Origin of the sequence: Haloferax larsenii (assembly GCF_024730625.1) — an archaeon.
GTDB lineage: Archaea > Halobacteriota > Halobacteria > Halobacteriales > Haloferacaceae > Haloferax > Haloferax larsenii.
Genome location: NZ_CP078063.1, coordinates 1,803,135 through 1,829,086, shown reverse-complemented (window position 1 = coordinate 1,829,086; position 25,952 = coordinate 1,803,135). Strand labels below are relative to the sequence as shown.

25 protein-coding genes are annotated in these 25,952 nt (G+C 64.2%); 9 read left to right on the top strand and 16 right to left on the bottom strand.

The annotated features are described in order from the left end of the window. Positions 1-59: 59 nt before the first annotated feature. The gene (locus KU306_RS09525) at positions 60-1,802 is read right to left on the bottom strand and encodes a flippase activity-associated protein Agl23 (RefSeq protein ID WP_258301806.1); all 1,743 of its coding nucleotides are present in this window, start codon (positions 1,800-1,802) and stop codon (positions 60-62) included. A gap of 188 nt (positions 1,803-1,990) precedes the next feature. On the opposite strand from KU306_RS09525, the gene ribH reads away from it, so the two are divergent. Both ribH and KU306_RS09515 read left to right on the top strand, forming a co-directional pair. Continuing rightward, the gene (gene ribH / locus KU306_RS09520) at positions 1,991-2,395 is read left to right on the top strand and encodes a 6,7-dimethyl-8-ribityllumazine synthase (protein ID WP_258301805.1); all 405 of its coding nucleotides are present in this window, start codon (positions 1,991-1,993) and stop codon (positions 2,393-2,395) included. Next, entirely contained in the window at positions 2,392-3,597 is a 1,206-nt protein-coding gene (locus KU306_RS09515) for a pyridoxal phosphate-dependent aminotransferase (RefSeq protein ID WP_258301804.1), read from the top strand. The genes ribH and KU306_RS09515 overlap by 4 nt, the downstream gene beginning before the upstream one ends. Before the next feature lie 62 nt (positions 3,598-3,659). On the opposite strand, the gene KU306_RS09510 is transcribed toward KU306_RS09515, so the two are convergent. The 3 genes from KU306_RS09510 to KU306_RS09500 are packed head-to-tail and all read right to left on the bottom strand — an operon-like array spanning position 3,660 to position 6,916. Next, on the bottom strand, positions 3,660-4,805 hold the full coding sequence (locus KU306_RS09510) for an ABC transporter permease (RefSeq protein WP_258301803.1): 1,146 nt from the start codon (positions 4,803-4,805) through the stop codon (positions 3,660-3,662). Further along, entirely contained in the window at positions 4,802-5,467 is a 666-nt protein-coding gene (locus tag KU306_RS09505; RefSeq protein ID WP_007539025.1) for an ABC transporter ATP-binding protein, read from the bottom strand. The genes KU306_RS09510 and KU306_RS09505 overlap by 4 nt, the downstream gene beginning before the upstream one ends. Positions 5,468-5,473: 6 nt before the next feature. Beyond that, positions 5,474-6,916, bottom strand: coding sequence for a COG1361 family protein (locus tag KU306_RS09500; RefSeq protein ID WP_258301802.1), 1,443 nt, complete (start codon positions 6,914-6,916; stop codon positions 5,474-5,476). 158 nt (positions 6,917-7,074) lie between these two features. Here KU306_RS09500 and KU306_RS09495 point away from each other — a divergent pair, with 158 nt between their 5' ends. From KU306_RS09495 to rbcL, 3 genes are all read left to right on the top strand, one after another. Then, positions 7,075-8,994, top strand: coding sequence for a DEAD/DEAH box helicase (locus tag KU306_RS09495; RefSeq protein WP_258301801.1), 1,920 nt, complete (start codon positions 7,075-7,077; stop codon positions 8,992-8,994). A gap of 63 nt (positions 8,995-9,057) precedes the next feature. After that, positions 9,058-9,978 carry a sodium:calcium antiporter gene (locus KU306_RS09490; RefSeq protein ID WP_007539015.1) on the top strand — a complete coding sequence of 307 codons (921 nt, stop codon included), beginning with the start codon at positions 9,058-9,060 and terminating at the stop codon, positions 9,976-9,978. A 94-nt stretch (positions 9,979-10,072) separates the two neighbouring features. Continuing rightward, positions 10,073-11,317, top strand: coding sequence for a type III ribulose-bisphosphate carboxylase (gene rbcL / locus KU306_RS09485; RefSeq protein ID WP_007539013.1), 1,245 nt, complete (start codon positions 10,073-10,075; stop codon positions 11,315-11,317). Positions 11,318-11,353: 36 nt separating this feature from the next. Here the strand turns inward: rbcL and KU306_RS09480 are convergent, their stop codons facing one another. Beyond that, the gene (locus tag KU306_RS09480) at positions 11,354-13,033 is read right to left on the bottom strand and encodes an NADH-quinone oxidoreductase subunit D (protein ID WP_258301800.1); all 1,680 of its coding nucleotides are present in this window, start codon (positions 13,031-13,033) and stop codon (positions 11,354-11,356) included. 95 nt (positions 13,034-13,128) lie between these two features. On the opposite strand from KU306_RS09480, the gene KU306_RS09475 reads away from it, so the two are divergent. Next, entirely contained in the window at positions 13,129-13,791 is a 663-nt protein-coding gene (locus KU306_RS09475) for a helix-turn-helix domain-containing protein (protein WP_007539010.1), read from the top strand. A 57-nt stretch (positions 13,792-13,848) separates the two neighbouring features. On the opposite strand, the gene KU306_RS09470 is transcribed toward KU306_RS09475, so the two are convergent. From KU306_RS09470 to KU306_RS09425, 10 genes are all read right to left on the bottom strand, one after another. Continuing rightward, positions 13,849-14,802, bottom strand: coding sequence for a ribose 1,5-bisphosphate isomerase (locus KU306_RS09470; protein WP_258301799.1), 954 nt, complete (start codon positions 14,800-14,802; stop codon positions 13,849-13,851). Between the two features lie 70 nt (positions 14,803-14,872). Further along, positions 14,873-15,316 (bottom strand): ester cyclase, encoded by a 444-nt coding sequence (locus KU306_RS09465; RefSeq protein ID WP_258301798.1) that lies wholly within the window; start codon positions 15,314-15,316, stop codon positions 14,873-14,875. Positions 15,317-15,474: 158 nt separating this feature from the next. Beyond that, a complete protein-coding gene (locus tag KU306_RS09460; protein ID WP_258301797.1) occupies positions 15,475-16,953 on the bottom strand; it encodes an AMP phosphorylase in 1,479 nt (492 codons plus the stop codon). A gap of 87 nt (positions 16,954-17,040) precedes the next feature. Further along, positions 17,041-17,466, bottom strand: a complete 426-nt coding sequence (gene trxA, locus KU306_RS09455) for a thioredoxin (RefSeq protein ID WP_007539006.1) — start codon at positions 17,464-17,466, stop codon at positions 17,041-17,043. A 226-nt stretch (positions 17,467-17,692) separates the two neighbouring features. Beyond that, positions 17,693-17,986, bottom strand: coding sequence for a DUF7521 family protein (locus tag KU306_RS09450; protein WP_007539004.1), 294 nt, complete (start codon positions 17,984-17,986; stop codon positions 17,693-17,695). Then, positions 17,987-18,361: a winged helix-turn-helix domain-containing protein gene (locus KU306_RS09445; protein ID WP_007539002.1), complete on the bottom strand. Its 375-nt coding sequence runs from the start codon at positions 18,359-18,361 to the stop codon at positions 17,987-17,989. Positions 18,362-18,388: 27 nt separating this feature from the next. Next, the gene (locus KU306_RS09440; protein WP_258301796.1) at positions 18,389-19,735 is read right to left on the bottom strand and encodes an oxidoreductase; all 1,347 of its coding nucleotides are present in this window, start codon (positions 19,733-19,735) and stop codon (positions 18,389-18,391) included. Between the two features lie 69 nt (positions 19,736-19,804). Continuing rightward, positions 19,805-20,575 (bottom strand): SDR family oxidoreductase, encoded by a 771-nt coding sequence (locus KU306_RS09435; RefSeq protein WP_258301795.1) that lies wholly within the window; start codon positions 20,573-20,575, stop codon positions 19,805-19,807. A gap of 65 nt (positions 20,576-20,640) precedes the next feature. Next, entirely contained in the window at positions 20,641-21,144 is a 504-nt protein-coding gene (locus KU306_RS09430) for a macro domain-containing protein (RefSeq protein WP_258301794.1), read from the bottom strand. A 2-nt stretch (positions 21,145-21,146) separates the two neighbouring features. Next, the gene (locus KU306_RS09425) at positions 21,147-21,995 is read right to left on the bottom strand and encodes an aldo/keto reductase (RefSeq protein WP_258301793.1); all 849 of its coding nucleotides are present in this window, start codon (positions 21,993-21,995) and stop codon (positions 21,147-21,149) included. Between the two features lie 145 nt (positions 21,996-22,140). Here KU306_RS09425 and KU306_RS09420 point away from each other — a divergent pair, with 145 nt between their 5' ends. Continuing rightward, positions 22,141-22,827, top strand: coding sequence for a YqjF family protein (locus tag KU306_RS09420; protein WP_258301792.1), 687 nt, complete (start codon positions 22,141-22,143; stop codon positions 22,825-22,827). A 93-nt stretch (positions 22,828-22,920) separates the two neighbouring features. Here KU306_RS09420 and KU306_RS09415 read toward each other — a convergent pair whose 3' ends face one another. After that, positions 22,921-25,062: a S9 family peptidase gene (locus KU306_RS09415; protein WP_258301791.1), complete on the bottom strand. Its 2,142-nt coding sequence runs from the start codon at positions 25,060-25,062 to the stop codon at positions 22,921-22,923. A 143-nt stretch (positions 25,063-25,205) separates the two neighbouring features. Between KU306_RS09415 and KU306_RS09410 the strand changes: the two genes are divergently transcribed. Both KU306_RS09410 and KU306_RS09405 read left to right on the top strand, forming a co-directional pair. Next, entirely contained in the window at positions 25,206-25,652 is a 447-nt protein-coding gene (locus KU306_RS09410) for a hypothetical protein (protein ID WP_007538992.1), read from the top strand. A gap of 147 nt (positions 25,653-25,799) precedes the next feature. Beyond that, the gene (locus KU306_RS09405; protein ID WP_007538990.1) at positions 25,800-25,928 is read left to right on the top strand and encodes a hypothetical protein; all 129 of its coding nucleotides are present in this window, start codon (positions 25,800-25,802) and stop codon (positions 25,926-25,928) included. Positions 25,929-25,952 lie beyond the last annotated feature (24 nt).

Below are 25,952 nucleotides of genomic sequence, written 5' to 3'. Positions count from 1 at the left end.
TGGGAATCGGCAGGGGCTTGGAGTCAACAGGAACCCGGGGTGACGAGAGCTCGGACCAGTCAGGCGTTCGCCGCGGCGAGTGCGTCGCGGTCGATGAACACGACGACGTCCTCGCTCCAGAGCTTGAACGCGTGCTGGCGGACTTCGTAGCCGTCGAGTTCGGATTCGAGTTCCGCGCGGTCCCACTCGTAGGCGACGACGACCGGCGGCGGGTTCTGTGCAATCTCGCTCGCGGACGTCTCGGGTGCGCTACTGGTGCGTTCGACGTCGGCACCTTCGAAGTACCACGGGAGTGGAAGGCGACTGTGCCACGACGGTCCACCGAGCGGGTTCGACTCGTCTGTGACGTAGAAGTGCGTCTCGTCGGCGTTGTTCGGGGGGTGCGTCCCGTACAAGAGCACGTCCGTGCCGCCGTTGTTGGCCGAGACGGCCGCGATATCGTCGAGCGTGGGTTTCAGGTCATTCTCGGGTTGGGCCCACTGGAGCACGACCTTGTCTTCGTCGGTCGAGGCGTTCCAGTAGTCGTAGTTGGCCGCGGCGACGCCGCCGACCGACGCGAGCAAGACAAGTGCAGCGAGTCCGACGCCGACAGTGTCCTGTGTGTCGACCGCTTTCGTGGCGGCACGGAAGATAAATGCGAGGCCAACGGCTGCCGGAATGGCAAGCGGAACGACGGCGTGGACGACGACCCACGGCGCTTGGATGTCGGTCGCGAGCGGGTAGCCAAAGATGCTCACGCCGCCCCAGTAGGTCGCGAAGACGACGAGCCACCGGAGTCGCCCGGCGACGACACCGTAGCGGTCCACGACGATGCCGAGGAGTGCGAAGACGATGAGCACCGGCGCGCCGTAGACGAACGTTTCGAGGAAGTCCTTCAGGTACGGGAGGTACTCGTGGGACTGGTGGCTGCCGTCGAGCCAGCTTCCGCCCATGCTCTCGAATGCACCGAGAGACCCGGCTTCGACGACGCCGGGGAGTGCGGCGGGGTTCCCGAAGGCGTTCCACAGGTCGGGGCGAGGCGCGTAGAAGAACACGAACACGGCGAAGAACGCTGCGATGCCGCCGAGGATACCGACGCCAGCACGGAACGTGCCCGCCGAGAGACTCCCCGCACCGCGTCGTCGGAGTCGGTCTTTGAGAGACGCGGGGAGTTCGGTGAAGAGGATGTCGCGGGCAGACTCACCGGCCGAGGTTCGCGCAAGCAGGCGATGGTCGAAGACGAGTGCCCCGGCACCGAGGAAACACAGGAGGTAGACGAGGTAGTTCTCTTTCGTCGCCGCGCCCGTCGCGAACGAGATACCTGCGGGGATGAGATAGGCGAGGCGACCAGTGTCGTACGCCCGAACGACGAACCCGAGGGCGACGAAGGAGAACGTCGCGACGAGGACGTCGTTGCGCATGAACCGCGAGTAGTAGACCAAAAGCGGATTGAACGCGAAGAAGAGCGCGAGCGCAACGAGTTCGTCTCGTCGGAGGTGCTTTCGGAAGAGCCACACCGAAAGCGGGAGCAGGCCGCCGACGAGCGCCACCGGCAAGCGGGCGGTGAAGTCCGTCGCGGGTAGCACTGCGAAGACGTAGTCGTTGACGATAGGGAGGAACGGTCCGTGGATGATGGGTCGATACGAGAACGAGCCGGTTTCGTGATACCGGAGAATCCAGTAGCCGACGCGGCCTTCGTCCCAGTGGAAGATTCGCCCGCCAAGGTCGACGAGACGGACGAGGAGGGCCACGGCGACGATGCCGAAGACCGCGAGAAGGGCACGGGTCCGAGTGACCATCCCGGGCCCACTGTCTGTACTCATGTGGCTTCCTCCCGCCCCGACTAATACAACTTTTGTGTTTACGACTGGGCGACACGTTCTGTCGAGACAGACAGTGTGACTGGCCTGAGGGTTCAGTGTGACCGACTTGGACGTTCGGTTCCTTCTGGTGTCGCGGCCAAATCAGTTGGTGTCGGTAGTTCTTTTAGCGGCCACGGGAAGGGTCGCGCATGGTCTCTCTCGGACTCGTGGTGGCCCGATTCAACTCGTCGGTCACCGAGCAAATGGAGGAGGCGGCCCACGAAGCGGCCGCAGAGCGCGACGCGGAGGTGGCCGAAACGGTCCACGTCCCCGGCGCGTACGACTCGCCCCTCGCGGCCGACCGACTGGCCCGCCGCGACGACATCGACGCAGTCGCGGTCGTCGGCGCAATCGTCACCGGCGACACCGACCACGACCGGGTCATCGCCGACGCGACGGCCAAGTCGCTGACGGAGGTCTCGCTCGACCGCGACAAACCCGTCACGTTCGGCGTCTCCGGCCCCGGAATGAGCGGTGCCGAAGCACGCGAACGCATCAGCAAAGGTGCGGAAGCGGTTTACGCAGCGACTGAGTTGGTGGAGGCGTTGGCATGAACTTCGACTTCAGCGCCCGGGTAGACCGGGTCGAACCGAGCGCCACGCTCGCCATCTCGAACCTCGCGAGCGAACTGGAAGCGCAGGGCGAAGACGTCGTCGACCTCTCGGTCGGCGCACCGGACTTCCCGACGCCCGAGAACATCGTTCAGGCAGCCAAGGACGCGATGGACGCCGGACACACCGGCTACACCTCCTCGAACGGCATCCCGGAACTCAAGGAAGCCATCGCGGAGAAACTCCGCGGCAACGGCGTCGACGCCGACGCCGACGAGGTCATCGTCACGCCCGGCGGCAAGCAGGCACTCTTCGAGACGTTCCAGACCCTCATCGACGATGGCGACGAAGTCGTCCTGCTGGACCCCGCGTGGGTCTCCTACGAGGCGATGGTCAAGCTCTCCGGCGGCTCCCTGAAGCGCGTCGACCTCGCGCCGCACGACTTCCGCCTCGAACCCGCACTCGACGAACTCGCAGACACCGTCTCCGACGAGACGAAACTGCTCGTCGTCAACAGCCCGTCGAACCCGACTGGCGGCGTCTTCTCCGACGCGGCGCTCGAAGGAGTCCGCGACCTTGCGGTCGAACACGACATCGCCGTCATCTCCGACGAAATCTACGAGCGCATCACCTACGACGGCTTCGAGCACACGTCGCTCGGCTCCCTCGACGGGATGGAAGACCGCACCATCACCATCAACGGCTTCTCGAAGGCCTTCTCGATGACCGGCTGGCGGCTCGGCTACCTCCACGCACCGGAGGACCTCATCTCGCAGGCTGGCAAGCTGCACTCGCACTCTGTCTCCTGTGCAGTCAACTTCGTCCAGCACGCCGGCGTCGAGGCACTCTCGGACCGCACCGACGACACTGTCGAAGAGATGCGCGAGGCCTTCGAAGGCCGCCGCGACATGCTCGTGGACCTCCTCGCCGAACACGGCGTGGACGTCGCCGTCCCGAAGGGCGCGTTCTACATGATGCTCCCCGTCGACGACAGTGCGGTGCAGGGCACCGCAGAGAACGCGAGCGGCGAGCAGCCGCGAGCAGACGACCAGGCGTGGTGTGAGGGCGCGATTCAGGACGCGAAGGTCGCGACCGTCCCCGGCAGCGCATTCAACGCGCCGGGCTACGCCCGCATCTCCTACGCTGCAAGTGAAGAACGCCTCCGCGAGGCCGTCGAGCGCCTCGCAGAGCACGACTACATCTAACGCGACGCGTCTCTCTTTTCGCGTTCTCGAAGTCGAAAGCGGACGCCACGGCGGCCGCCGAACTAATTTCGTAACGCTTCGACGGGTCGCTCGTTGGCGGCTTTCCACGCCGGATACAGCCCCGAGAGGATGCTCGTCGCGATACCGAAGCCGACCGCGAGTGCCACGTAGAAGAAATTAATCGGCTGGAACGTCGCCATCGGGTCGTTCAGGACGAACGAATTGAGCGCGACGCCCGCGGCGAGTGCGACGAGTGCCCCGACGACGCCACCGGCCGTGCCGAGCAGTCCCGCTTCGGCGAGAATCATTCGGATGATGTCACCGCGTTGGACGCCGACCGCGCGGAGGACGCCAATCTCCTGTCGGCGCTCGATGGTGCTCATGAGCATGACGTTCAGGATGCTCACGCCCGCGACGACCAGCGATATCGAGCCGATTCCGATGAGGAACGTGTTGAGGATGCCGAAGAACTGGTCGATACCCGAGGTAATCGACTGGAGTTCGAAGACGGTGACGCGCTCTTCGCGCTCGTTCAACTCCTCGCGAATCGAGACCGCAGACTCGTTTGCGGCCTGTCCCGACTCCGCGCTCACGACGACCTGCGAGTAGCCGGTTCCGTTTACGTCCTCCATCGGAAGGACGACGGCGCTGTTCGGATTGACGAGCGAGATACCTTGCTGTTCGGCTAAGACGGCCGAGACGCGGTAGGTGCGACCGTCCACGGCGATGGTGTTCCCCGGCTCGATGTCCAGCAACTCGGCCGTGCCGGACCCGACGAGCGCCCCCTGTCGCAGGCGGTCGGGGACGCGACCATCACTCGCCTCGTAGATGGCACCGGGGTTCTCCATCCCGTAGATGGTCGTCACTGTCTGTTGGTCGCCTCGCGAGACTAACACCGAGTCCGAGCGTATCGGAACGACCGACCCGTCAGAGACGGCCCGGCGAATCTCGTCTACGTCGCGGTCGGTCAGTTCCTCGACGCCCTCCTGCAGGTTCGGCGAGATGCTGATTTCGTTGCCGATGTCGCCGAGTTGCTGGTCCGCGCCGGTTCGGAGCGTCGTCCCGAACATGCCGAGCGAGGCGATGGCGAGGACGCCGATGATGATGCCGAGAATCGCGAGGCCGGAGCGAATCCGGTTGCGCGAGAGGTTCCGACGCGCCATCAACAACGCGGGAACGCGTCGGAGGAGTTCTTCCAGCGGGTTCATTGAATCCTCCCGTCGACGAGTTCGACCGTTCGGTCGGTGTAGTCTGACAGTTGCGGGTCGTGTGTCACCGCGACGATTGCGACGTCGTCTTCGCGGCGAATCTCGTCGAAGAGGTCGAGGACGCTCCGTCCGGTCTCTTGGTCGAGGTTCCCCGTCGGCTCGTCCGCCAGAAGGATGCGCGGTTCGTTGATTAGTGCCCGAGCGATAGCGACGCGCTGTTTCTGCCCGCCGGAGAGTTGGTCGGGCCGGTGGTCGAGCCGGTCGCCGAGACCGACTCGTTCGAGGAGCGTCGTCGCTCGCTCGCGGGCGGCCGGGTCGTCCCCGAACAGTGTCGGGACTTCGACGTTCTCAAGCGCCGACAGCGTCGGAATCAAGTGAAAACTCTGGAAGATGAACCCGATGAACTCCTTGCGTCGGGCCGTCATCTCGCGGTCCGAGAGGTCGGTCACGTCCCGGTCGTCGAGGAGGACCGTCCCCTCGGTCGGCGTGTCGAGCAAGCCGAGGACGTTGAGCATCGTGGACTTCCCACTACCGGACGGTCCCATGACGGAGACGAACTCGCCGGGGTCGGTGTGGAAATCCACGTCTTTCAGGGCTTCGACGACCTCGCCGCCGGTCTCGTAGCGCTTCCAGACGTTCTGAAGTTCGATGATGTGCGACATCGGTGTTCAGCGCTGTCTGTACGCGTAGAGTCCGACACCCACGACGACCAATCCAGCCAGAAGGCCGCCACCGAGAAGCAACGGCGTGGTAAGTCCGCCGCCCGAGTTCTGCTCGGGTGCCGGTGCGGGATTGGAGACGTCGCTCACGTCCACGGTCGTCCGCACCGTTTTCTCGCGGCCGTCTGAGAGGTACGTCACTTCGACGGGGACGGTTTCGACGCCAGCCTCGACGTCGGCATAGAGGTCGAACGATGCGAAGTCACTCGACGGAACGGACCCGACGAAGTACTCCTTGTAAGGCCGTGCCGGGACGACGCCGTCAGTCGGAACGACCCGAACCACGACGCTCTGGGCGTCGCTGAGTCCGACGTTGCTCGCGCTCCCCGAGATGTGCGTCTTTCCGTCTTCGATTTCCACGTCGATGCCGGTGAGTTCTATCGTCCCGGGCGAGGCGACGTATTCGACCGACGACGACGCCTCACCCTGCAATCCGCCCGTCTCGTAGCTCGCGACCACGTCGAGGGTCGCGCGGTCGACCGACGAGACGTTCAGCCGGACGGTTCGCTCGGACTCCGCGGGAAGCGCGCGAACCGGCTTCCGAAGGACCGTCTCGTCGCCGTCACGAAGCGTGAGCACGAGGTCTTCGAGCGGTGCGTTTCCGAGGTTCGTCACGTCGACGAGGACCGCCGGGCGCGCTCCACTCCCGAGGGTGGGAGACAGTCGAACCTCTTCTCGAAGTTGATCCGCGACGAGCGGGGCCGACGCTTCGGCAGTTCGCGCGTTTCCGTCGGCGGTCGTGTATTGCAGCGTCGCGAGGACGTCCGACTCGTCTGTCTCCGGTGTGACCATGAACTCGAACGTCTTGGCGGCCCCTGAATCGAGCGTCGGCAGGACGCGCGTGCTGTTTTTGACAGCGGCGCTCCCGGCGGCAAGCGAGAGACGCACGTTCCGAACCGCTGCGTCTTCGCCGTTCGAGACGGTGACGCGCACCGGCGTTTCGGTCCCGATGACCGCATCGCCGACGTCGACTGCGACCTGCGGCCCGCCCTCACGGACGCGAACGACGACCGGGTACTGGAGTCGCTGGACCTGCCCGTCGCTCCGTCCGACCACGTTCACGCGCAAGTCGTAGGTCCCCTGCTTGTCGAATCGCATCGATAACGGGACCGAGAGGTCGCTTCCCGGCGGAATGACGCCGAGTTCTTCGACGCGCGTGATGTCGTCCGAGTCGTCGACACGTCGGACGTACACGTCGGTCACGTCGAGGTTCGAGGGACTGTTCTCGGCGTTCTGAATCACCGTCGTCAACGTGAACCGCTCTCCCGGCGCGGGTTGTGCGGGCGAGACGGACACGTCGTCGATGTAGGCGGTCGCCTCCGCACCGAGCGTCGGCGAGGGAAGCCCGGCGAGAACGACGACCAAAACGAGGAAGAGGGCACTGCGGCGCATGTTTCTGCTTTCACCTATCGGCCAGGTGAGGGAAATAGCTGCCGAGTGGAACCCCCCCAATCGGCCGTCTACGGACGTTCGAGAACTGGACCAGTGTTTCCAGGCACCAGTCACACCGGCGAAGATATTTAAGTGAATCCGGGTCCACCGTGTGACAGATGCGCGTGTGTGACCTCCCGCTGTCGGCGGACTTCGTCTCCCACTACGAATCGAACGGTATCGAGGAGTTGTACCCGCCGCAGGAGGCCGCCGTCGAGGCAGGCGTCGCAAACGGAGGCCGCGTCGTCGCCGCCATTCCGACCGCCAGCGGCAAGACGTTCATCGCCGAACTGGCGATGCTCACCGCCGACGGACCGGGGCTCTACATCGTCCCGCTTCGGGCGCTCGCACGCGAGAAGTACGAGACGTTCGACGAACTGCCGGGCGTGAGCGTCGGCATCTCCACCGGCGACTTCGACTCGGCCGAAGAGGACCTCAGCGAGTACGACATCGTGGTCGCCACGAGCGAGAAGGTCGATTCCGCGATTCGAAACGGTGCCTCGTGGGTCGAATCGCTCGCCTGCGTCGTCGTCGACGAGGTCCACCTCCTCGGCGCTCCCGGCCGCGGGCCGACGCTGGAGATGACGCTCGCGACGCTCCAGCGCCGCGTTCCCGACCTCCAACTCGTCGCCCTCTCCGCGACGGTCGACAACCCCGAGACCATCGCCTCGTGGCTGGACGCCGACCTCGTCGAGAGTACGTGGCGCCCGGTTTCGCTCAGGACAGGCGTCTATTCGGACGAGTCGGTCTCCTTCGACGACGGCACCTCACTCGCAGTGGACGTGCCACCGCTCGGTCCGAAAGACGATGCAGACACCGAAGCGACCGTCTCGCTCGTCGCAGACGCGGTCACGAACGGCGGCCAGTGTCTCGCCTTCGTTCGCTCCCGCCGAGAAGCCGAGTCGCTGGCGGAACGACTCGCCGAGGAGGACCTGTCGCCTGCGACCGACCTCGGCGACGAACTACGCGAGTTGGGGGGAACGGCGACCGGTGCCCACCTCGCCGACTGCGCCAGCACCGGGGTCGGATTCCACCACGCCGGCCTTCGGAGTTCCCACCGCGCGGCAGTCGAGACGGCCTTCAGAGAGCGTCGGCTGGCGGTTATCTGCGCCACACCGACCCTCGCGGCGGGCGTGAACGTCCCGGCGCGGCGCGTCGTCATCCGCGACCAGAAACGCTACACTGGGGACGCGATGGAGTGGATTCCAGTCCTCGACGTTCACCAGATGTGCGGCCGGGCGGGTCGCCCACACCTCGACCCCTATGGCGAGGCAGTCCTCGTCGGCGACGACACCACGCGCGACGAACTGGTCGAACGCTACGTCGAGGCGGACGCAGAAGCCGTCGACTCGCAGTTCGCCGACCGCGAGTCGCTTCGGACGCACGTGCTCTCGGTCGTCGCCTCCGGGTTCGCGGACTCCGTGGCTGGCGTCGTCGACGTGTTCGCCGCGACCTACTACGCCCACCAGCAGTCGGACGTGGACCTCACCGCGCTCGTCAGCGACGTGGTCTCCGAACTCGAACGGATGGAGATGCTGACGGTCGATGGCTCGACGCTGTCGGCGACGACGCTCGGCTCGCAGACCTCTCGGCAGTACGTCTCGCCGACGACCGGGGCGCGAATCGTCTCCGGCATCCGCACCATCCAGACGATGGCCGACGAGAACGTGACCCCGCGCACCGCGCTCGAAGTCGTCTGCGACACGCCCGACATGCTCGACACCTACCTCGGCAACCGCGAGCGGGCGCTGATGTACCAGTACGCCCGCACACACGCCGCCGAGTTCACGACCGCGATGGGCGAAACCGAATCGTTCGAAGACTGGCTGACGGCCGTCAAGACCGCCCGTATCCTCCACGAGTGGTCGCAGGGAGAGACAATCGAAGACCTCGTCGAGCGCTACCGCATCGGGCCGGGAGACCTCGAATCGCGCGTCGAACGCGCGGAGTGGCTGCTGGGTGCGGCCGACGCGCTCTGTGGCGCGCTCGATAGTGACGTGCCCGAGTTCCGCGAGGTTCGAGCGTTGCTGTCGCCCTGAGAAGAGGATTACGTCACTTCGCAGAGAGCTTTACGTCACTTCGCGGAGAGATTCATCCACGTCATGCTCGTGGAGGTTGCACTCTTCGTCGCCGGACTCGCCGCGCTCGTCTTCGGTGCCGACAGGGCCGTGACCGCCGCAGCGGAAGTCGCGCGCTTCTACGGCGTCTCGGCGTTTTTCATCGGTGTGACGCTCATCTCGGTCGGAACGTCGATTCCCGAGATGACCACTTCGATATACGCGGCCACCTACGGCGCGGGCGACCTCGTCGTCGGCAACATCGTCGGGTCCGAGACGTCGCAGATTACCCTCGCAATCGGCATCGTCGCGCTTATCTCGCCCATCGTCGCCGAGCGCCGCGACGTGATGATATACGGCGGCGCGATGACCCTCGCGATGATTATCATGCTCCTTACGCTCGAAGACGGCGTCATCCAGCGCTCCGAGGGATTTCTGATGATGCTCGCGTACGTCAACTTCGTCTACACGCTCTACACCAACGAGGGCGGCGAGGAAATCGCCGAGGAGGTCGTCGAAGAGGAAGAGACGCCCGAACGAGGACTACCACGTGTGGTGTTCGGACTGGTGTTGGTCGTCGTCGGTGGACAGGTGATGGTGACAAACGGCATCGAACTCGCCAGACTCGTCGGTATCTCGGAGTACCTCGTCGGATTGCTGACGGGGCTCGGGACGACCGCTCCCGAAGTCGTCGTCGCCGGTATCGCGGCCAGAGAGGGACAAGAAGGCATCTCCGTCGGCGCGATTCTCGGCAGCAACATCACCGACCCGGTCTTCTCGCTCGGTGTCGGTGCCCTCGTCGCGGACGTGGTCGTCACAGACCTCGGGACGGTGACGACCTCGGGAGTTTACATGCTCGCCGTCTCGGTCGCCGTGTTGGCGCTGTTTTACTGGCGGCGGGGTATCGACCGCCGCGCGGCACTCCTCTGTATCGGGCTGTACCTCCCGACGTTCGTCGTGCTGTGAGGGTCGTCGCCGAGCCAAGTCCTTAGGGTTCGTCCCCACCCCAAAAGTCGCTTTTGGATAGCGTTTTAAGATTCGTGGGGCCGAAGGCGAAGCTATGGGTATCACCTACGAAGACTTCCTGGACCTCGACTACGAACCGACCGACGAGGACCTCGTCTGCACGTTTCGTATCGACCCCGCAACCGGAATGACGACAGAGGAGGCCGCGAGTCGAGTGGCCTCCGAGTCTTCTAACGGGACGTGGGCCGCGCTCCAGACCGGCGCGGACTTCACGGACATGGGTGCGACCGCCTTCTCCATCGACGGCGACACCATCGGCGTCGCCTACCCCGCGGGCCTATTCGAACCCGGCAACATGCCGCAGATACTCTCCTGTATCGCCGGCAACATCATGGGCATGAAAGCGGTCGACACCATCCGCCTCATGGACTGCGAGTGGCCCGAGAGCATCGTCTCGTCGTTCGACGGCCCGCTTTTCGGCTCGTCGGTCCGCGAGGAGATTTTCGGCGTCGACGACCGCCCCATCACGGCGACGGTCCCCAAGCCGAAAGTCGGTCTCTCGACGAAATCCCACGCGCAGGTCGGATACGACGCGTGGCTCGGCGGTGTCGACCTCCTGAAGGACGACGAGAACCTCACCGACCAAGACTTCAACCCCTTCGCCGACCGTCTGACCGAGTCGCTCGCCCTCCGCGACGACGCCGAAGACGAGACGGGCGAAAAGAAGTCCTACCTCATCAACGTCACCGCGGACACCCAGACCATGCTGGACCGCGTGGACGAGGTGGCCGAACAGGGCGGCGAGTACGTCATGGTGGACATCATCACTGCTGGCTGGGCAGGTCTCCAGACCGTCCGCGAGCGCACCGAGAAACACGGCATGGCCATCCACGCCCACCGCGCCATGCACGCCGCATTCGACCGCATGCCGACCCACGGCGTCTCGATGCGCGTCCTCGCGCAGATTTCGCGCCTCCTCGGCGTCGACCAACTTCACACCGGCACCGCGGGTCTCGGCAAACTCGCAAACGAAGACACCGTCGGCATCAACGAGTGGATGCGCAGCGACCTCTACGGAACGACCGACGTGCTGCCCGTCGCGTCCGGCGGTCTCCACCCCGGCCTCCTGCCGGACCTCTTGGATGCGACCGGGACCAACGTCTGTGTCCAACTCGGCGGCGGTATCCACGGCCACCCCGACGGCACCCGCGCCGGAGCAGTCGCGCTTCGGGCCGCCATCGACGGCTACGTCGACGGCAAGTCCATCCAAGAAGTCGCAGACGAGACGCCGGAACTCGCGGTCGCCCTCGACAAGTGGGGCACCGAGACGCCGCGGTAAGCACGCCGCGTCCGCAACGAACCTGTTTTTTGCCAGTCAGCGGTCGACTTCGCCCATAATCGTGTCGAGACTGCCGAGAGCCGCGATGAGGTCGGGGATGTACTCGCCTTCGGCCATCTCGGGAAGCGCCTGCAAGTTCGAAAACGAGGGGCCGCGAATCTTGAAGCGCGCCGGTTTGTCGGTGCCGTCGGCGCGGATGTAGATACCGAGTTCGCCCTTCGCGGCCTCGACGGCACGGTAGATTTCGGTGTCTTCCTCTGGCTTGATGGTCCGGGGGACGTTCGCCTGGATGTTCCGTTCGTCTTCCGGCCAGTCTTCGAGTAACTCGACGCACTGGGCGATGATAGACGCCGATTCCTCGACCTCACGCATCCGGACGAGCAGGCGCGAGAAGTTGTCGCAGTCGTCTTCGACGACGACGTTCCAGTCGAGTTCGTCGTAGTAGCCGTAGGGGTCGTCGCGGCGGATGTCGTAGTCGATGCCTGAACCGCGGGCGACTGGGCCGGTCACACCGTAGCTCTTGGCAACCTCCGGCGGAAGGACGCCCGTGTCGAGCGTTCGCGCCTGTAGAATCTCGTTGGCCGTGAGGAGGTCGTGGTACTCTCTGAGTCGCTCGGGAAGCCCATCGAGGAAGTCGCGAGTCTTCTCGAAGAACGACTCGCGCGGTTCGGGAATGTCCCAGACGACCCCGCCGAGTCGGAAGTAGTTGAACATGAGTCGCTGTCCGGTGAGGTCTTCGAGGATACCTTGGACGAGTTCGCGGTCCCGCATGGCGTACATGAACGTCGCGGTGAAGTCGCCGATGACGTCGAGGGCGTAGGCGGCGATGGCGAGCATGTGCGAGAGAATTCGACTCAACTCGGCCGCCATCGTCCGAATGACCTGTGCGTACTCCGGCACCTCGATATCGGCCAACTCCTCCGCGGTGCGGGCGTAGGCCCACTCGTTGAGAAGCCCGCCACCGCCCCAGTCCCAGCGGTCGGGATACGGCATAATCTGGTGTCGGTAGGTCCCCTGCTGGCACATCTGCTCTTCGCAGCGATGGATGTACCCGATATCGGGTTCCACGTCGACGACTTGCTCCCCGTCGAGGACGACTTGGAGGTGCATCACGCCGTGGGTCGCGGGATGATGCGGCCCGATGTTGAGAAGCATCGTGTTGTCCTCGCTCCACCCGTCTTTGTGGAGTGGATTCGCGTTCTCGTCGTATTTCACGATTTGCGGGCGTCGCTGGTCGTAGTCCCGTCCGAGTGGATGACCTTGCCACGTCTCTGGCAGAAGAATACGGCGCAGGTCCGGGTGGTCGTCGTAGTGGATGCCGACGAGGTCGTACGCCTCGCGTTCGTGCCAGCCAGCCGTCTCGAAGACGGGCGCGGCCGACTCGCTGACGGGGTCCGACCGCGACGTGGGAACGACCACACTCAGTTCGCGCGTCGGGTCGTCGTACGATTTCAGGTGGTAGATAGACTCGTAGCGGTCTTCGTACTCCTGTGCGGTGACACACGAGAGGTGGTCCAACCCGAGGTCGGTTCGGAGCGTCGAGAGGACCGCTTGGACTTCGTCGGGGCGAATCGTCACCTCGGGAGCGTGGACGTGCTGGTCGAGGTCGAGGATAGAATCGCCGAGCACCTTTCGTACCACGTCGGCGTCGACGTCGGTGGTGGCGACACCGGCGGCATCCGAATCGGTCGCGGTTTGTGGAGATTCGAGAGACATTGGTGGAATTACGTCACGTTTCTCCGAAGACGCGATTCAGAATTCTGCCTCACAAGTGCGGCCGCTTTTTATACTCCATCTGATTACACCCGGACATGAAATCGGTCGGACTCCGATTCAAGCCGGACGACGAGCAGATGCACCCGATGCACGAGTTCGTCGTCGAACACGAGGCGTTCGAGCGGACGAAGTTGCACCACTGGAACCCGACGGTGACCGACAAAAACACCATCATCTTCGAAATCGTCGGCTCCGATATCGACGCCTACGAGGAGGCGCTGGCGGCGACGCCGGGTATTCTCTCGTACGAGGTGAAACAGATGCCCGGCGACTCCTTTTTCATCGTCGTCAACGAGCGACTCGACGCCAAGGGGGCGCGACAGACGGCGGCGATTACCCAAGGCGACCTCATCGTCGTTCCGCCGGTCATCTTCGACGGCGACGGCTCGATTTCGGTGACGCTCGTCGGCACCGACAATGCCCTCCAGTCGGCGGTCGAGGACACGCCCGACGGCATCGACGTGGAGATTCTGAAAATCCGCCCGTACTCGGGGCCGGCAGACGTGTCGCCGGGGTCGCTCTCACCGCGACAGCGGGAAGCCGTCGAGGCTGCTGTGGAGTGTGGCTACTATCGAGAACCGCGATTGGGGTCGGTCGCAGACGTGGCGGAGCGACTCGACTGCTCGACGAGTACCGCCGCAGAGCACCTGCGAAAGGCCGAGATGAAAGTGATGTCCGAACTCGTTGGCCACCCGTAGACAGCCGTCAGTTGTCGGTCGTCGTCAGCTCGCCGTCCGCTCGCCGTCCGCTCGCCCTCAGGGTTCGGCCCACGGCTCCGACGTTCCCTCACCGAAGAGTTCGCGCATCAGCGTGACGATGCTCTCGGGCGGGAACTGTCCCCGCTCGGTGACGATGGCGTCGACGTAGCGCGGCGGCGTCACGTCGAACGCCGGGTTGACGACCTTCGGACTGCCGATTTCTTCGCGCCGTTCCTCGTCGATAATCTCCTCGGTGTCTCGCATCTCGATATCGACTGTGTGGCCGGTGAGCGTCCCCGGGTGGAGTTTGAGCGTCTGCGAGGCGACCATGATTGGCGTCCCCCTGTCGCGGGCGTTGACCGCGAGACCACTCGTCCCGATTTTGTTGATGACGCTCCCGTCGGCGGCGACGGCGTCAGCACCGACGAGGACGTGGTCCACGTCGTTGAGGTAGCGCCGGGCCGCCGAATCGACGATGAGCGTCACGGGAACGCCCATGTCGGCGAGTTCTTCCGCGGTGATGTGGCCCTGGTTTCGCGGTCGCGTCTCCTTGACGATAGCTTCGATGTGTTTGCCCTGTTCGACGGCCGCCTCGACGCACGCGAGGGCGTCCGTCGAATGACAGTGCGTCATGATGACGTCGCCGTCTCGGAGGCGGTTCGCACCGACCTTGCCGAGGTCCGCCTGCGCTCTGTCGAGTCGCTGGCAGAAGTCGTCTGCCGACGTGACGATGTCCTGCCGGAGACCCTCGACGGTCGTACTCGACATGCCGCGCAGGACGTACCGGAGCGCGTTGGGGAGACTGACCGCTGTTGGTCGCGTCTCGTGGAGCGCACGGGCCGCCGCGCGGAGTTCGGCGCGGAACGCCTCCGGGTCGGTCGCGTCGCTCTCTTCGGCCTGTGTTCTGAGGGCCCGAGCCACCGCGTCCGCGATGGTCGCCGCACCGCGAACTTCCATCGTGTCGATGTCCGCCGCGACGTGTCGGACCTCGGGGTGTACGCGCTCGTCCATACCTTGGGGTACGCAGGTAGTGGGGAAAAATGGTTGCCGAGGTGAGGGCTACGTACTGCCCGTGTTTCGGTTACAGGTCAGGTATCTCGACAGCTCCGAGCTGCTGCAGCAAGCTGAGTACGTCGACCGCAGGCCACGTTTCTGCAATCTGTCCATCTTCGATGCGGAAGAGAACCATCCCATCCCAGCTCGCCGCCTTCCCCGTCGCGGAGATACCCATGTACTCACCCTCGTGTGTCCCGGTGTAGTTGAGCCGGACGGCAACCAAATCGTCCGCTGCGACCATCGCCTCGATAGTCGCGGTCATATCAGGGAACGCTTCGAGGACCCCCTGAATGTACTGTGCTAAGGTGTCGCGACCAGTCAGACCGTCCTCAGTACCCGGAGCGCCGTGAATCACGTAGTCGCTCGCGTACGTCTCCAACATCAGGTCGTCGTTCTTCTCGTTGATGCCCTCCTCGTAGAGCCTCCGTACGAGTGCCTTGTTCGTCTCTGCTGGTGATGTCGCTGCCATAGTCTTCCCACCCGGCAAGCGCCCGTCTCTACGTGTCGCGCCCCCCAACCAGCCATCTCAGCGAACGCTGATACGTATAGGTCGTGAATAGCGTTAACAATTGTCATAGTTTGGCAGAAAAGTCGATTCACACGACGCACGTCCCCCGAGTAAATCGCTCAGACCCGGTCGACGAGCGCCTCGTCGGGGTGTCGAACTCTCACGGTATCCACGCGACCAACCAAGTCCTCCGCGTCTGCAAGCTTGTCGGGGGACTCCGCGTGGATAGTAAAGAGCGCGTCACCGACTGCGGCCGTCTCACCGACGCGACAGTGGAGGTCGATACCCGCCCCTGCGTCCTTGGGTGCGCCGGCGCGTCTGGCGACTTCGTTGACGAGGCGGTTGTTGATGTGCGTGACCACGCCGTTGTTGTCGGAGCGGACGGTGTGAGTGTGGCGGCCCGGCGAGAGGTCGGACGCCGCCACGTCAGGGTCGCCGTTCTGCGCGGCGATTATCTCTCGGAACGTCTCGCGGGCCTGCCCCGAGTCGAGGATTTCGGTCGCGTCCGCGTCGATACCGGCACACTCGAACAGGAGCTCGGCGAGTCGTATCGACTTCACTCGCAGGTCGTTGGGGCCGTCGCCTGCGAGAGTGGCGAGCACGTCGCGGGCTTCGAGGATGGGGCCGACACCGCGGCCCACGGGTGCCGCGCCGTTCGTGATGGCGCATTCGATGGACATGCCGAGGTGACTGCCGACGCGTTTGAAGTCCTCGGCGAGTTCGCGTGCCTCGGCGAGACTCGCCACTTTCGCCCCTTCTCCGTAGGGGATATCGACGACGACGTGCGTCGAGCCGGCGCTTTCTTTCTTCGAGAGGACCGACGCGATGAGTTGCCCGCGCGGGTCGATAGAAAGCGGGGTCTCGACCCGGATGATTCGGTCGTCGACCGGCGAGAGGTTCACTGCGCCGCCCCAGACGAGACAGCCGCCGGTCTCGTCGACGATGTCTCGAATCTCGTCGATAGAGAAGTCGACGTCGCACAGCACTTCCATCGTGTCGGCGGTCCCGGCCGCGGACGTGACCGCCCGCGACGAGGTCTTCGGAATCTTCAGTCCCGCCGCGGCGACGATTGGAACGAGAATCGGCGTGACGCGGTTGCCCGCGACGCCCCCGATAGAGTGCTTGTCGGCGACGATGTCCTCGGACCACGACATACGCTCGCCGATGTTGGCCATACACTCGGTGAGGTGCATCGTCTCTTCCATCGACAGTCCCTGTGTGTACGAGGCGGAGACGTAGGCGCTGAGCTCCGCGTCTGCGAGTCGGTCCTCGTAGATGTCGCGGACGATACGCTCGATTTCGTCCGCTTCGAGTTCGATACCATCGAGTTTCTTCCGAATGTAGTACACCGAGTTCGGTTGCGGTGCGACCGACACCTCGACCGAGCCTTCGATGTGGCCGAGTCGACGCGTCACCCCGAGTGTTCCGGGCTCGACGAGTTCGTCGGTGAGTTCGACGATGCCGATGGTGGTCCGGCCGTCGCGCCGGAGTTGCACGCGTTCGAGCGCGTGAACACCGAGTTCCGCCGCGTCCGCCTCGTTGAGAAGAACCGTGGGCGCGCGAGTTCCGATATCGACCGGGTCGGCGACGAGTTCCATAGCTGGGATTGGCGCGAGAACGGTATAAGCGACACCCGCGTTACCACTCACTGACAAGAAAACGGAGGACTGGAGACGGGAGACCGGTTACGCGAGGTGGGCGTCGATGAGGCCTTCGAGGTCGTCGTAGCCGCGGACGCCGACAATCTGTTCCGCTGGCTCGCCGTCGGCGAACAGGAGGAGCGTCGGAACGCCGCGAACCTGATACTGGGCAGCGAGTTCCTGATTCTTGTCGACGTCGACTTTGACGATTGCCGCATCGGTGTTGGCGGCGAGTTGCTCCACCGTCGGTTCGAGCATCTTGCATGGTCCACACCAGTCCGCGTAGAAGTCGACCAGCACGACGTCGTACTTCGAGACGGTGTCGTTCAGCTCAGAGACACCGTTTACATACATCGGCTCCGACGGTGGTTCACTGGCTTCTTCGACAGTTCCAGCACCATCTCCGCGAATCTCGGATTCGAGTTGGGCGCGTTTCTGCTGGCGGATTTCTTCGATTTCGTCGTCGGACATACCTATCCGTACTGGCCCCATCGTAATAACGGTTTTGTGATTTTTGGGCAATATGAGTCGTGTGTTGGTCCGTGACAAAACTGGGTCCCCGAAGACAACGAGACGAGAGACCGCCGCCGTACACTCTCACCGGAGAGCAGTACAAGCGGCGAAAGAATAGTCAGCCCAAGAACGACAGCACAATTGAACCCGAGGCGACGCGCCGGGTCTGATTCGCAAAAGGCAGTTACTCGACGTACAGGGAGTAGGTGATGACCGCAAACCCGATGAACGTCAGTATCGCGTCGATGAGGACGCCGGTCGCGAGGTCGATGTTGAGGAGCACGTCGAACGCCCCCGCGAGCAGTGCGCCGAAGGTGACGATACCGAATCCGAGCGCGAGCGCTCGGAGCGCCGGCGAGCGCGTCCGCCGGTAGGCCTTGTAGCTGAAGTACGTGATGAGGCCGCCGAGGATGAGAATCCCGGTCTTGACGACGATGATGAACGTCGCAATCGTCGGCGACGTGGTGAGGTGACCCATCTACGTCTCCCTCCGGACCTGCGACCAGATATCCGCGATACGGTCCTCCGGTCTGCGTTCGGGTCGCCCGACGTTCACGGAGAAGTCCCGGTCTTCCGTGAGGGCAATCCGAACCTCGTCGAACGATACTTCGTAGGTCGTCGCGTGGTGACCATCCGCTCGAATCTGCGTCCCTTCGGTGAGGAGGGCCGCGTCCGTGAGCAGGTCCAACTTCCGATACGTCGTCGAAAGGGGGATGTCACACGTCTCTGATATCTCGCTTGCCGTCATGGGTTCTTCGAGTCCTCTGATGATGGCTCGTGCGTCCGCGTCGTCGAGCGCTTCGAGCACCGCTGTTAGTTCGGCCGACTCCATCGCGGACCGGTCGCGCGCCATTACCGTGTTTCTCCGCCGACAGCCTTATTAACGCTCCGGGTCGCCACCATCCGCTTCCGGTGGTTCGGGCGGTCGATTATACGCACCCTCTTTTTTAAGGGCCCCGGCGGCGCGGAGGACCGACGGCGTCCGACAGACGCCTCCGGCACCAGTCACCTGCGGCACCGCGCAGTTGTTGCAACTCTCGCAGACGGCGCGCGTGTCGTCCGCAACGTCGCGCCCGAGGAGTCGCGCGGGGAGTTCGGGTTCGGCGTAGAAGGGCCGCGCCATTCCGACGGCGTCGCACGCGTCGCCGAGCAGTCGGTCGATGTGACCGCGCTCTCGAATCCCGCCCTCACAGAGCACGGGAACCGACACGACATCTCTGACGCGACGACAGAGGTGTTCGTTCCACGCCGGGTCGAAATCGTACCACGCGGCCTCGATACGGTTTCCGAGTGCGACGAGTCGCGCGCGAAGCGGGCCGCCGAACGCCGCGGCGTATCCCGCTTGGTACTGCTCGTCGGACCACGCGCGCTTGGGATACGACCCGCGAACGATGCTCGCGTCCCAAAACACCGACCCGGAGACGGGGACCAGCGCATCGAACCCGTAGTCGGCGAGTCGGCGACAGATATCGACCGCGTCGTCTTCCGTGAGGTGCCGACGGATTCCCGGCGGAGCGGCCGTCTCGGCAGGCACTTTGGTCATCACCGGCACGTCCCCGGCCTGTGCGCGAATCTCGTCGTAGACGACTTCGAGAAAGCGGACGCCGTCACCGAACTCGTCGTCGCGTCGATTGTAGAACGGCGAGAGAAACTGGTGGATGAGTCCCATATTCGCCCCCGCAAGGTGGATAACGTCGTACCCGGCGTCGGTCGCCAGCGCCGCAGACCGGCCGAAGTCGGCGGCGAGGTCGTACACCTCGTCGGTCGAGAGGACGCGGGCGTCGTAGTCCAGAAAGCCGAGTCTGTCGAGGAGTCGAAGCAGTCGCGGCGGCCGCGACACCGCGAGTTGCTGGAGGTTCGGGTGCTCCTGCCGGTAGCCAGCGTGCCACGTCTCCATGCTCCGCAGGCCGCCGTGTTCCAACTGGATGGCGATGGCCGACCCGTGTTCGTGAACCCGGTCTGTCACCGTCGAAAGCGATGCGACGAACTCGGGGTCGGTGACGGAGGTCATATTCAGGGCGGCGCAGCCGCCCGACTCGCGGACGATAGTCGCACCCTGACAGATGAGTCCTGCCCCGGCCCGCGCCGCGGGTTCGAGTTCTTCGGCGAGCACTGCTGCCGCGTCGGGTCCGTTGCCCGCACATTCGAGAAGCGGCGCTCGATAGAGGCGGTTCCGAAGCGTGATGCCGCCGAGGTCGAGCGGGTCGTCCACCCGAGGGGAAGCCATGGCAACACGTAGGGAGCGAACGACGTTAATCGAACCGGCGGTGCGAGAGACGGCCGCGGAGCCAGTCCGTCAGAGCGAACTGCTCATTCCGCCATCGACGACCAAGGACTCGCCGTTGACGTAGTCCGAGCGGTCGCTCGCGAGGAACACGGCGGCGTCCGCAACGTCGTCCGGCGTGCCGGGACGGCGCGCGGGGATACTCTGCATGAACAGTTCTTCGGACTCGGTGCCGAGGATTGGAACGTCCTCGGTCGTCATCTTCGTGTCCGTGAGTCCGGGGTGAATCGCGTTGACGCTGATTCCCTGTGGCCCGAGTTCGGCCGCCAGCGAGTACGTCAGGAGCTTCACCGCGCCCTTCGACGCGTCGTACACCGAAAACCCCGGCGAGCCGCGGAGTCCCGAGACGCTGGAGATGTTGATGATGTCGCCGCCGTCGCCTTCGACCATCTTCTTTGCGGCGGCCTGTGCGCCGAAGTAGACCGCCTTGAGGTTCACGTCCATCGTGTGGTCGAAGTCGGACTCAGTCACCTCGAAGAAGTTCTGTTCGCGGAAGACCCCGGCGTTGTTCACCATCACGTCGACGCCGCCGAACTCGTCTGCGGCGTCGACAGCCGACCGGAGTTGGTCGACGTCGCCCACGTCGCACTCGACGAACGCCGCCCGCGCATCCGTCTCCGACTCGATGTGGTCGTGTGTCGGGGTCCCGCCCGTTCGCGGTTCCGACCGGCGGTCCGCGACGACGACATCGCATCCTTCGCGTGCAAACGCCATCGAAATCGCCCGTCCGATTCCACTTGCGCCACCCGTTACGACTGCTGTCTTCGTATTCAGCGCGCCCATTGCAGCCGTAACTGTCAAAACTATTGTCTAAATAATTGTTCTATTATTTTGATACCTATCGTGGGTTAGCCCGTCTCCTCGGCGACCCGGGAAATCGTCTCGTACTCGTCGTCGGCGTAGGCGACGAACCGAACGTCGCGGAGGGTAGTCGGTTCGAACGCGCGAATCGCCTCGCAGATGATTCGCGCACCGTCTTCGAGGTCGAACCCGGCGACACCACACCCGAGTGCGGGAAGGACGAGTGATTCGCAACCGCGTTCGTCCGCGGTCTGAAGCGCGTTCTCGGTGGCGTCGCGGATGCTTTCGGCCGTCGCCTGCCCGTCGCCGTAGTGCGGCATCGCGGCCGCGTGAATCACGTAGTCGGCGTCGAGGTCGAAGGCGTCAGTCACGGCGACGTCGCCGAGGTCGATTGGTCCCTTCGACATCGCCGCCTGGTTGAGTTCGTCGCCACCGCCCCGGCGGAGCGCGCCCGCGACGCCAGACCCCATCCTGAGGCTCGTTCCGGCGGCGTTCACGAGCGCGTCGGCCGATTGGGCCGCGATATCTCCCTGGATGACTGTGAACTCCATCGTCACTCCTCCAATCGCGCCATATCGTCGCGGTCGAGCCCGATGTGCGAGGCCGCGACGTTGTCACGGAGGTGCGACACGCTCGACGTGCCCGGAATCGGGAGCATGACGTCGGACCGGTGGAGCAACCACGCGAGTGCGATTTGCTCGGGTGTCGCGTTGTGTTTCTCTGCGACCGCAGCCACCGCGTCGGCTTTCTCATCCAGGTCGCCCGCACCGAGCGGGAACCACGGAATGAACCCGATATCGTACGTTTCGCAAGCGTCGAGCACCTCCTCGGACTCTCGGTTTCCGACGTTGTATTGGTTCTGCACCGTCGCGATGTCCACGATATCGCGCGCTTCGTCGAGTTGTTCGACGGAGACGTTTGAGAGCCCGACGTGCCGAATCTGTCCCTCGTCGCGCATCTCGGCGAGCGCGTGGACCGAGTCTTCGAAATCGACGTGCGGGTCGGGGCGGTGGAGTTGATAGAGGTCGATAGTGTCAACCCGAAGCCTGTCGAGACTTCCGAGCACGGCGTTGCGGAGGTAGTCGGGAGAGCCGCTGGGCTTCCAGTCCCCCTCGGTGTTCCGAAGGAGGCCGCCTTTCGTGGCGACGACGAGGTCCGATGGATACGGCGCGAGCGCCTCGCCGATGAGTCGCTCCGAGACAGCAGGTCCGTAGGAATCCGCCGTGTCGATGAAATCGACTCCGCGGGCGATGGCCTCGTGGAGAACCTGCTTCGCGTTCTGTACGTCGTCCGGTTCGCCGATGATGTCGTCGCCGGTGAGTCGCATCGCACCAAAGCCGAGTCGGTGAACGGTCAGGTCGCCGCCGATGTCGAACGTGCCGCTCGCATTGTCGAGTACCATACGTTCCTGATAGACAGCCAACAAGGTGGTCGTTTCGGCGACCTTCCTCGCCGCAAACACCGAGACGAACCATTCCTTGGTCTCACACCGAGACGAACTATCTCCCGGCCGAAACCGACACCCCCTGTCGGCCCAACTATCTCGTATGGACCTGCTCTCGATGCGGTGGCGACACACGCTGTTTCTGCACTGGTCGGTCGACCCAGCAGTCGTCGAACCGCATCTCCCAGACAAGCTTTCGGTCGCGACGGCCGACGGGCGGGCGTGGCTCGGTGTCGTCTCGTTCGACATGGAGGAGATTCGTCCCCGCGGGTCACCACTGGGTCTCGCGTTTCCCGAGGTGAACCTCCGAACCTACGTCGAGCCCGCAGACGGGGGCAAACGCGGCGTCTATTTCTTCACACTCGAAGCGGCCGACCGACTGGGTGTGACGATGGCCCGACTCGGATACCGCCTACCCTACAGCTATGCCTCGATTTCGGTCCAAGAACGCGACGGCGAGGTCGAGTTCCGGAGTCACCGACCCGCCTCCGGGAAATCGCCGGGTGCACGGTTCGACGCGACCTATCGACCGACGGGAGACGTCGAACAGGTCGAACCGGGGTCGCTCGACGCATTTCTGGTCGAGAACTACCGGTTCTACACCGACGACTGGCCGGTCGTTATCGGCGACATCCACCACGACCCGTGGCCGATTCAGGACGCAGACGTCGAGATACGCGAGAACACGATGTTCGAAGCCTGCGGGTTCGACCACCCCGGCGGCGACCCGCTGGTCCACTACGCGGGCGACCTCAGGGTGACGGCCGAACCGCCGAAGATTCTCCGGTAGTTACGTCGAGTGCGGCGCTCGTCGCCTCCGACAGGCGGTGTTCACGACGGCTGCAACAGGCGACACTCACTCGTCGCCTCCGACAGCCGACACTCACTCCTCGACTTCGACGGCCGGGTCGTGACGCTCGTACCAGTCGAGAATCTGTTCGAGACGGTGAGTCGCACGCTCGGGGTTGCTGACGGCGTGGTGTTCGTCGGGATAGACCACGAGCTTCGCGTCGATGCCCTGTGACTTCGCGGCGGTGTAGAGCTGTTCGGACTGCGTGGGTGGACACCGCCAGTCCTGCCCGCCAGCCATGACGAGAAGCGGCGTGTCGATGTTGCCGGCGTCCGTGATTGCCGACGCGGCGTCGATTGTGTCGGGATTCTCCCACGGGGTACCGAACTCGTGTTCGGTCCAGAGTCGACTGTCCCCGGTTCCGTAATCCGAGCCAAGGTCGTAGATACCGTGTTCCGGCACGGCGGCGGTCAACAAGTCGGTTTGGGTCACGAGATACCCCTGTGCGATGCCGCCGTAGGAGAACCCATGGCCGAAGACGCGGTCCGGGTCGGTCCAGCCACGGTCGGCGAGGTCCTCGACGCCCGCGACGATGTCGGCGACTTCGACCGTCCCCCACTGGCCGCGGAGTTCCTCGGCGAACTCCCGGCCGTACGAGGTGCCGCCGCGGTAGTTCGGCCGGAAGACGAGGTAGCCACGCGAGGTGAACGCCGGGTGTTCGAATCTGAACTCGGGTTCGTCGTAGGACATCGGCCCGCCGTGGATGGCGACGACAGTCGGCAGCGGGTCCGGGTCGTCGAAGTCGAAGTCGGCGGGCGCGTAGACGATGCCTTCGACTTCCCAGCCGTCGCTCTCGAAAGTCACGCGCTTCGTCTGCGGCATCTCGTATTCGTCTGTGATTTCGGTGTTGAGCGCAGAGAGACGTTTGAACGACTCGGCCTCCGCCTCGTCGGTGGCGTCGATATCATCGAGCGAGAGGCCGTAGATGTCCCAACCCTCGTTCGGGTCCGAGACCACGAACCCCGCGTGGTCGCCGCCGACGTCGAGTGCCTGAATCGCACGATAGTCTCCCTGTGCTTCGAACACTCGCTTTGGTGCGTCGGCGTCGGGCGTGAGACGGACGAGTCTGGACTTCCCCTCGTCCGCGACGAGCGTGTAGAGTTCTTCGTCCGACGCCCACTGAGGACCTGCGCCCATCGCAACCGTCCGGTCGAGTGATTCGGAGAGCGACTGCAGTTCGTCGGTGTCGAGGTGGGCGACGTGGATTTCACTGGGGGCGTACCAGTTTTCGGCTTCGCCGCTCACGAAGGCGACTTGCGTTCCGTCCGGACTCCACTTCGGGCCGCCGAGGAATCGGTCGCCAGCGGTCACTTTCTCCACGTTCGAGCCGTCGGGGTCGATGAGGAACAGGTCCGTGACGAACGTATCGTCGGGTTCGTCGGCGTCAGACGTGACGTACGCGATGCGGTCGTTCGGTCCCCACGCGGGCTGAAGCCCCGAGGCGTCAGACATTGGCCCTGCTGCGGTCGCCTCGTCCAATCGCTCCGTCTCGCCGGTGTCGAGGTCGACCACGAACAGGTAGGTCGTCACCTCGTCGGTCCAGCCGACACCGTTTACCTTGTGTTGGAGGCGTTCGGTCTCGATTGGCCCGCCGTCCTTGCGCTGTTCGAGATACTCCTGTTCCTCCTCGGTGGGGTCGCGCGAAGAGACGACGAGTCGGTCGCCGTCGGGCGACCAGTCGAACTCCGAGACGCCTTCGTCGAGCGACGTGAGCTGGGTCGCATCGCCGCCGAGTTCGAGGTCGAAACACCACACCTGCGGTTTCGGTTCGTCGCCGTTTGGCCCGGCTGTCGATTCGTCGGAATCGTCGTCGCCATTCCCCCCGTCGTCGCCGTCTGACTCCGCACTCGCGTCGGCTTCGCCCTCGTCTTCGTCAGCCGAATCGTCGTCTTGGCGACCGACGCGACGCGACACGTCCTCGTCGCGCGCGGCGACGAAGGCGAGTCGGCTTCCGTCCGGTGACCACGTCGGCGACGACGCACCCGGAAGACGGGTGAGTCGATGCGGCTCGCGAGACCCGTCTGTCGGAACGACGTAGAGCGACGCGACGCGCTCGTCCTCGTCTGGGTCGGACTCGGCCACCGTGAAGGCGACTGTCTGACCGTCCGGGGACACCGCAACATCCGTCGGGCGGGAGAGGTCGTAGAAAGACTCGACAGGAAGTTCGCCTGACATATATTGACCTATCTCACGGACGACCGTGAAATATGTTTGCGTCGGCGAAGTCCACGACGCCCACACCGTCTGCCGGTTCTGAGACGACACGGAACCGAATCGAAGGTGAAACCTTCAAGACTCGGTGAACTAACCCGTCGGACATGGCACTTATCGACACTGTGATGGCCACAGTCCACATGCTCGTCGGCGGCCTCTGGATGGGGAGCGTCCTCTTTTTCGCCGTCGGCGTGCTCCCGACCGCTCGGGCCGGAAACATCCGCGCCGCAGCATTCGAGTCTGTTATCTCCCGACTGACGATGGGGTCCCGCGTCGGTGCCCTCCTGATGTTCGTCACCGGCGGCCACCTCGCCGGGACGCGCTACACCGTCGAAACGTTGCTCGGGTCGTCTCGCGGGCACCTCGTCCTGGGGATGCTCGGCCTCTGGCTCGTCGTGACTGGACTCGTCGAAATCGGCGGCAGCAAGGCAAAAAGCGGGCTCGCCGAGAAGAAAGTCAGAACCCCGGCAGAAGACGCTGCGCCGTTCTATCTCGGTGCCGCGTTCGTCGCTGTCGCCTTGCTCGTCATCGCCGGTCTCCTCGTCTCCTAATCGGACCCCACGACCTTCGTTTTCAGACGCTTCTCGGTCGCGCTCTACACCAGGCTCTGTAGTACTACGTAGTCTATCAATAGCTACGTTCTAAAATATATATTTTATACGATATGTTTACTACCCTGCCTCGAATGGGTATCGTGTATGTCTGCGGACGATGTGACCGACGTCCTCGAAACGTCACTGCAAATCGAGCTGTGTCGGGAATCGGGACGTATCCGCGTGCACCGTGCGACCGAACTCGGGACCTACACGCGGACAATCGACCGATGAGAACCGCCCACCCGCACACGCCGG

Bases quoted from the DNA above. Each gene is read 5' to 3' on its own strand.
- KU306_RS09525 (WP_258301806.1), bottom strand. From the start codon at position 1,802: ATGAGTACAGACAGTGGGCCCGGGATGGTCACTCGGACCCGTGCCCTT.
- ribH (WP_258301805.1), top strand. From the start codon at position 1,991: ATGGTCTCTCTCGGACTCGTGGTGGCCCGATTCAACTCGTCGGTCACC.
- KU306_RS09515 (WP_258301804.1), top strand. From the start codon at position 2,392: ATGAACTTCGACTTCAGCGCCCGGGTAGACCGGGTCGAACCGAGCGCC.
- KU306_RS09510 (WP_258301803.1), bottom strand. From the start codon at position 4,805: ATGAACCCGCTGGAAGAACTCCTCCGACGCGTTCCCGCGTTGTTGATG.
- KU306_RS09505 (WP_007539025.1), bottom strand. From the start codon at position 5,467: ATGTCGCACATCATCGAACTTCAGAACGTCTGGAAGCGCTACGAGACC.
- KU306_RS09500 (WP_258301802.1), bottom strand. From the start codon at position 6,916: ATGCGCCGCAGTGCCCTCTTCCTCGTTTTGGTCGTCGTTCTCGCCGGG.
- KU306_RS09495 (WP_258301801.1), top strand. From the start codon at position 7,075: ATGCGCGTGTGTGACCTCCCGCTGTCGGCGGACTTCGTCTCCCACTAC.
- KU306_RS09490 (WP_007539015.1), top strand. From the start codon at position 9,058: ATGCTCGTGGAGGTTGCACTCTTCGTCGCCGGACTCGCCGCGCTCGTC.
- rbcL (WP_007539013.1), top strand. From the start codon at position 10,073: ATGGGTATCACCTACGAAGACTTCCTGGACCTCGACTACGAACCGACC.
- KU306_RS09480 (WP_258301800.1), bottom strand. From the start codon at position 13,033: ATGTCTCTCGAATCTCCACAAACCGCGACCGATTCGGATGCCGCCGGT.
- KU306_RS09475 (WP_007539010.1), top strand. From the start codon at position 13,129: ATGAAATCGGTCGGACTCCGATTCAAGCCGGACGACGAGCAGATGCAC.
- KU306_RS09470 (WP_258301799.1), bottom strand. From the start codon at position 14,802: ATGGACGAGCGCGTACACCCCGAGGTCCGACACGTCGCGGCGGACATC.
- KU306_RS09465 (WP_258301798.1), bottom strand. From the start codon at position 15,316: ATGGCAGCGACATCACCAGCAGAGACGAACAAGGCACTCGTACGGAGG.
- KU306_RS09460 (WP_258301797.1), bottom strand. From the start codon at position 16,953: ATGGAACTCGTCGCCGACCCGGTCGATATCGGAACTCGCGCGCCCACG.
- trxA (WP_007539006.1), bottom strand. From the start codon at position 17,466: ATGTCCGACGACGAAATCGAAGAAATCCGCCAGCAGAAACGCGCCCAA.
- KU306_RS09450 (WP_007539004.1), bottom strand. From the start codon at position 17,986: ATGGGTCACCTCACCACGTCGCCGACGATTGCGACGTTCATCATCGTC.
- KU306_RS09445 (WP_007539002.1), bottom strand. From the start codon at position 18,361: ATGGCGCGCGACCGGTCCGCGATGGAGTCGGCCGAACTAACAGCGGTG.
- KU306_RS09440 (WP_258301796.1), bottom strand. From the start codon at position 19,735: ATGGCTTCCCCTCGGGTGGACGACCCGCTCGACCTCGGCGGCATCACG.
- KU306_RS09435 (WP_258301795.1), bottom strand. From the start codon at position 20,575: ATGGGCGCGCTGAATACGAAGACAGCAGTCGTAACGGGTGGCGCAAGT.
- KU306_RS09430 (WP_258301794.1), bottom strand. From the start codon at position 21,144: ATGGAGTTCACAGTCATCCAGGGAGATATCGCGGCCCAATCGGCCGAC.
- KU306_RS09425 (WP_258301793.1), bottom strand. From the start codon at position 21,995: ATGGTACTCGACAATGCGAGCGGCACGTTCGACATCGGCGGCGACCTG.
- KU306_RS09420 (WP_258301792.1), top strand. From the start codon at position 22,141: ATGGACCTGCTCTCGATGCGGTGGCGACACACGCTGTTTCTGCACTGG.
- KU306_RS09415 (WP_258301791.1), bottom strand. From the start codon at position 25,062: ATGTCAGGCGAACTTCCTGTCGAGTCTTTCTACGACCTCTCCCGCCCG.
- KU306_RS09410 (WP_007538992.1), top strand. From the start codon at position 25,206: ATGGCACTTATCGACACTGTGATGGCCACAGTCCACATGCTCGTCGGC.
- KU306_RS09405 (WP_007538990.1), top strand. From the start codon at position 25,800: ATGTCTGCGGACGATGTGACCGACGTCCTCGAAACGTCACTGCAAATC.